General features: G+C 70.7%; 7 protein-coding genes, 1 tRNA gene and 1 pseudogene. 5 read left to right on the top strand and 4 right to left on the bottom strand.

Features of this window, described 5'->3' with window-relative positions; translation table 11 throughout:
* The coding region (locus tag G6021_RS08475) for a thiamine pyrophosphate-dependent enzyme (RefSeq protein WP_241736477.1) at positions 1-521 on the top strand (521 nt) is incomplete at its 5' end.
* Positions 518-679, top strand: coding sequence for a hypothetical protein (locus G6021_RS08470; protein ID WP_179525797.1), 162 nt, complete (start codon positions 518-520; stop codon positions 677-679). The genes G6021_RS08475 and G6021_RS08470, both read left to right, overlap by 4 nt.
* Before the next feature lie 21 nt (positions 680-700).
* On the opposite strand, the gene G6021_RS08465 is transcribed toward G6021_RS08470, so the two are convergent.
* A tRNA-Gln gene (locus tag G6021_RS08465) sits at positions 701-772 on the bottom strand.
* A 119-nt stretch (positions 773-891) separates the two neighbouring features.
* On the opposite strand from G6021_RS08465, the gene G6021_RS08460 reads away from it, so the two are divergent.
* The gene (locus G6021_RS08460) at positions 892-1761 is read left to right on the top strand and encodes a chromate transporter (RefSeq protein ID WP_347238936.1); all 870 of its coding nucleotides are present in this window, start codon (positions 892-894) and stop codon (positions 1759-1761) included.
* A gap of 79 nt (positions 1762-1840) precedes the next feature.
* A complete protein-coding gene (locus tag G6021_RS08455) occupies positions 1841-2512 on the top strand; it encodes a TetR/AcrR family transcriptional regulator (RefSeq protein ID WP_241730788.1) in 672 nt (223 codons plus the stop codon).
* 25 nt (positions 2513-2537) lie between these two features.
* Here G6021_RS08455 and G6021_RS08450 read toward each other — a convergent pair whose 3' ends face one another.
* Positions 2538-3110, bottom strand: coding sequence for a DUF308 domain-containing protein (locus tag G6021_RS08450; RefSeq protein ID WP_182610983.1), 573 nt, complete (start codon positions 3108-3110; stop codon positions 2538-2540).
* Between the two features lie 115 nt (positions 3111-3225).
* Between G6021_RS08450 and G6021_RS08445 the strand changes: the two genes are divergently transcribed.
* Positions 3226-3864, top strand: a complete 639-nt coding sequence (locus G6021_RS08445; protein ID WP_182610982.1) for a TetR/AcrR family transcriptional regulator — start codon at positions 3226-3228, stop codon at positions 3862-3864.
* Positions 3865-3897: 33 nt separating this feature from the next.
* Here G6021_RS08445 and G6021_RS08440 read toward each other — a convergent pair whose 3' ends face one another.
* A complete protein-coding gene (locus G6021_RS08440) occupies positions 3898-4467 on the bottom strand; it encodes a class I SAM-dependent methyltransferase (protein WP_182610981.1) in 570 nt (189 codons plus the stop codon).
* Positions 4464-4696, bottom strand: a pseudogene (locus tag G6021_RS08435) (PIG-L family deacetylase); the annotation flags it as partial. The gene G6021_RS08440 and the pseudogene G6021_RS08435, both read right to left, overlap by 4 nt.

Raw genomic sequence — 4696 nt, 5'->3', positions numbered from 1 at the left:
ACGCGATCGCCGCCAAGGCCACCGCCCCGGCCAGGCCCGTCGTGGTGCTGGCCGGCGACGGGGCCGTGCAGATGTTGGGGATCAACGAGCTGATCACCGTCTCCGAGGCGTGGCCCGGATGGGACGACCCCACGATGGTCGTGGTGGTGCTGTGCAACGGCGACCTGGCGGAGGTGAGCTGGGAGCAGCGGGAGACCGAGGCGGCCCCGCGGTTCGCGCCCTCGCAGGACGTCCCGGCGTTCGACATGGCCGGTTACGCCCGGCTGCTGGGGCTGCGCGGGGTTCGGGTCGAGGACGCCGACCAGCTCGACGCCGCGCTGGAGACGGCGTTCACGGCGGACCGGCCCACGGTGATCGAGGCGGTCACCGACCCCGACGTCCCGCTGCTGCCGCCCTTCCCCCACGGCCGGGAGATGCTCGGGTCGATGCGCGAGGGCCTGCGGGCGGAAGGCGACGCCGGACGCCACGGGTTGGTACTGCTGGAGGAGTACGCCCGAATCGAAGAGGAGAGGTTCACATGACCGGAGCGAACGAGCCCGACCCGCAGTCCGTCACCCAGCAGGGTGAGGAGGAGGTCCGCACCCCGCGCAACCGGCGCCAACCCGTGCTCGCCGTTCTGGCGATCGTGGCGATCCTGCTGCTCGTCCTGGCGCTCGCGATCTCCGGCGGGATGGGCTGAGATCCGCGAGGGGGCCGGAGGCTCCCCCGCCAGGACTCGAACCTGGAATATCTGAACCAAAATCAGAAGTGTTGCCGATTACACCACGGGGGAACGACCCTGACCGGGTCGGTAACAGTCTGGCACACCTCCCGGCGCCCGGTGGCGCGGACCTGCTGGAGCGGCGGGGGTCACGAAGGGGTCCGGCGGCGGCCGCGCTCGCCCTGTTCGCGGTGCCGTTCCCGGTGGTGATCGCCGTGGCCGCTCTCGCCGGTTGGCTGCTCTCGCGCCGCGACCCGGACTTCGCGCACCCGCCTCAGGGTGACGGTGACCAGGACGAGACCGCCCCCGTCATCTCCGACGATGCGCTCCACGATGACCGGCCGAGCTCCGGTCGGTTGGTGAGGATCCTGGCGATCGGGCTCGGATTGTGGGCGGCGCCGATCGCGGCGGTGACCGTGATCTTCGGATCCGACAGCATCTTCACCACCCAGGGACTGTTCTTCTCGTTCTCCGCCCTGGTCACCTTCGGCGGTGCGTACGCGGTGCTGGCCTTCATCGCCCAACAGGCGGTGGAGACCTACGGATGGTTGGCGCCGGGGGAGATGGTGCGCGGACTGGCGTTGGCGGAGACCACCCCGGGGCCGCTGATCATGGTGGTGCAGTTCGTCGCATTCCTGGCCGCCTACCGCAACCCCGGGGGTCTCGACCCCTGGGTCGCCGCCACCCTGGGAGCCCTCCTGGTCACCTGGGTCACCTTCGTCCCGAGCTTCCTGTTCATCCTGCTGGGAGCGCCGTACGTCGAGCGGTTGCGCCACAACGTGGCCATCTCGGCCGCGCTCGCGGGCATCACCGCTGCCGTGGTGGGGGTGATCGCCAACCTCGCGCTCTACTTCGCACTCAACACCCTGTTCACCGCCACCAGCATCTGGACCTGGGGTCCTCTCCGGATCACCATTCCCGACGCCGCATCGGTGAATCCCGTGGCGGTGGGCATCACCCTTGTCGCGCTCGTGCTGACCTTAGTCCTGCGCTGGCCGATCCTGCGGGTGCTCGGGGTGTGCGCCCTGCTGGGCCCGGCCAGTCTGCTGATCCCCCTGTGAGCGGGGCCGTCTAGTCTCGGGGGGACGGGCGAAAGGGTTGATGATGACGGGCGAGGCCATTCCGGCTCCGAGGACCAGGATGACGGCGGCCAAGCGACGGCAGCAGCTGGTCGAGGTGGGCCGCCGGATCTTCGCGGAGTACGGCTACGATTCCGCGACGGTGGAGGAGATCGCGGCTGTCGCCGGGGTCTCCAAGCCGGTGGTCTACGAGCACTTCGGCGGCAAGGAGGGCCTCTACGCCGTGGTGTGTGACCGCGAGCTGGCGTACCTCGGTGCCGAGATCACCGAGTCCCTGCAGGGCGAGGGGTCCCGGCGCCGGATCGAGCGCGCCGCCATGGCGTTGCTGCGCTACGTCGAGGAACGCACCGACGGGTTCAGGATCCTGGTCCGCGAGTCGTCGACGGCCCCCGGGGGGTCGTACTCCACCCTGCTCAACGACGCGACGGCGAGCGTGACGTACATCCTCGAGGAGGAGTTCGTGAACCGGGGCTTCGACCCCGTCACCGCGAGCGTGTACGCGCAGGCGTTGGTGGGAATGGTGTCCGGTACCGCGCAGTGGTGGCTGGACGTGCGCACCCCGCCCAAGGAGGAGGTGGCCGCGCACATCGTCAACCTGTGCTTCAACGGGCTCTCCCACCTCGACCCGAGGCCGACCCTCGAGGCCGAGGTGCGGGACAAGTACACCGGGCCGAGCAACCCGGAGGGGGCACTGGTCGGCCGCGATCTGCGCCCGGGGCCGGGTCGGCCGTAGCCCGTCCCCGCGACCGGCGCGGGGTTCAGGCCATGGCCGGCGAGGGCAGACGCCCGGCATCTGCACGCAGCCTGAACGCGACGGCCACCATGACGGCGCCCACGGCCAGCCCGAACCAGCCGGCGAAGATCACGAACGTGCCGATGGCCGAGGGGCCGACCAGGCCGAGGCCGATGCCGAGCGCGATGAGCACCGCCCCCAGTGCGCCCATGATCCACGAGTCCGAGATCTCGTGACGCAGTGTCCGCGCCCCGTAGGCCACGAGTGCTCCCGAGACCACGAGCCAGGCGGCGAACACCAGCGTGAGCGCCGTGGCGGACAGTCCGGGCCAGAACAACACGACCATCCCGAGCACGATGACACCGGCGCCGGTGGCGATCAGTCCACCCCTGCCCCGGTGCTCGCCCGGCAGGGCCAGCCCGGTGGTGACGGTCATGGCGCCGTCCCCGATCGCGAACGCGGCCACCAGGAACACGGCGAGCGTCATGCCGGCGCCCGTATCGGACCCGGGAGCGACGAGTGCCGTGGCGCCGAGCGTGAGGGCCAGCCCTCCGCGGATCAGTTGAACCCACCAGTTGCGGGTGAGGGAATCGATCATGTCGTCCACCTTTCGGGCGGTGGCCTCTCGCCATCGCGATACTGTAGTGATCACTACAGTAGAACTCCGGGCACGCACGGACAATGAGGCGCTGGACACAGGACCGGGAGGCAGCATGGCCGAGGAGGGGACCGTGGGGGACCAGGTGAGCGGGAGCAGGCGCACGCGGACGAAAGGTCGCGAGTCCAGACGGAGGATCCTCGAGGCCGCCGCTGCGGTGGCCGGGGAGCGCGGGTACGAGGGGACCAGCATCGCGCAGGTCAGCAAGGTCAGCGGGCTCCCCGCGAGTTCGATCTACTGGCACTTCGCCGACAAGGACGCCCTCCTGGCCGCTGTGGTGGAGGAGAGCATCGAGCTGTGGCTGGGCCAGGTGACCCGGGGCCAGGGGGACTCACTCGCCGAGCGGGTGACCGATCTGTGCCAGGGGGTGGCCAGGACGTTCTCGGAGTCGCCGGACTTCCTTCGACTGGTCTTGATGCTGGCGTTGGAACGGCGCCCCGTGGAGCCGGCGGCCCGCGAGATCTACCTGCGGCTGCGCGGGGAGGCGATAGGACGGATCGCGGAGGAACTCGCACTCGTGCGGCCAGGGCTGGCTGCCGCGGACGCGCGGCTCGTGGCGACGTATGCACTCGGTGGTGGCGACGGGATCTTCCTCGCGTCGTTGACCGGGGACGCCGACGTGCCAGCGCTGTTCCGGCTGCACGCGGAGGCGATCGTGCACCTGGTCGAGCAGGCGGAGGCCGCGGGGTCCTGATCGCAGGGCGCGGTGAGACGAGCGATCGTGGGGTCAGCGGCGGAAGACCTCGAGGAGGAAGCCCTCCTCTCGGTGGTGCGCCAGGAGGGTGAGATCGCCGCGCTCGGCCAGCGCGGCGTGGACGTCCTCGCCGGTGCAGGCGTGGTCGGGGGATCGGCCCCGCCAGTGACAGGCCACCACCGTCCCGCCCGGCTCGACCAGCCTCAGCAGCCCGGTGAGGAGCCCGTCCAGCTCCGCGACCGGGGTGTAGTAGAGGAACTCCGACAGGACCAGCAGGTCGCAGGTGGCGTGCGGCCACGGGTCGAGAGCGTCGGCGGTACGGACGTGGGCGGTGGTCACCCCGGCGCGGGCGAGTCGACGGCGGGCCTCCTCCGCGGCGGTGTCGACCACGTCCACCCCGTGGACCTCGTCGCAGCGCGCGGCCAACATCTCGGTGAGCACGCCCACCGAGCACGCGGGCTCGAAGCACACCCGGTACCGCTGCTCGGGCAGCGACGCCACTATCAGCCCGTAGCGGCGCAGCTCGTACCAGGCGGTCGCGAAGTCCCAGGGATCTGACGAGTCGGAGTACATCGACTCGAAGTAGTGGCCGGGAGTGCTCACCAGAACACCGTCTCCTCTCGGGTGACCAGACGGTCGAGGACCCAGTCCGGCAGGATCGCCTCGTCACCACTCCGGTCGGACAGTGGCGCGACCTGGGTGACGAACTCGGACACGGCAGCCCGCTTGGCGGCGAGCTCGTGGTCGGTGAGCACCACCCGGCGGCGCCGCGCCCACGGCACCCGCGGGTCCCCGGGTGCGGCCCAGTGCCAGGCCCACACCGGGTACTCGA

This window comes from Dietzia sp. CW19 (assembly GCF_014145265.1).
Lineage (GTDB): Bacteria > Actinomycetota > Actinomycetes > Mycobacteriales > Mycobacteriaceae > Dietzia > Dietzia natronolimnaea.
This window is presented reverse-complemented; position numbering and strand designations above follow the sequence as displayed.

Coding starts and splice junctions, on each gene's coding strand:
- G6021_RS08470 (WP_179525797.1), top strand. CDS start 518: ATGACCGGAGCGAACGAGCCCGACCCGCAGTCCGTCACCCAGCAGGGT.
- G6021_RS08455 (WP_241730788.1), top strand. CDS start 1,841: ATGACGGCGGCCAAGCGACGGCAGCAGCTGGTCGAGGTGGGCCGCCGG.
- G6021_RS08450 (WP_182610983.1), bottom strand. CDS start 3,110: ATGATCGATTCCCTCACCCGCAACTGGTGGGTTCAACTGATCCGCGGA.
- G6021_RS08445 (WP_182610982.1), top strand. CDS start 3,226: ATGGCCGAGGAGGGGACCGTGGGGGACCAGGTGAGCGGGAGCAGGCGC.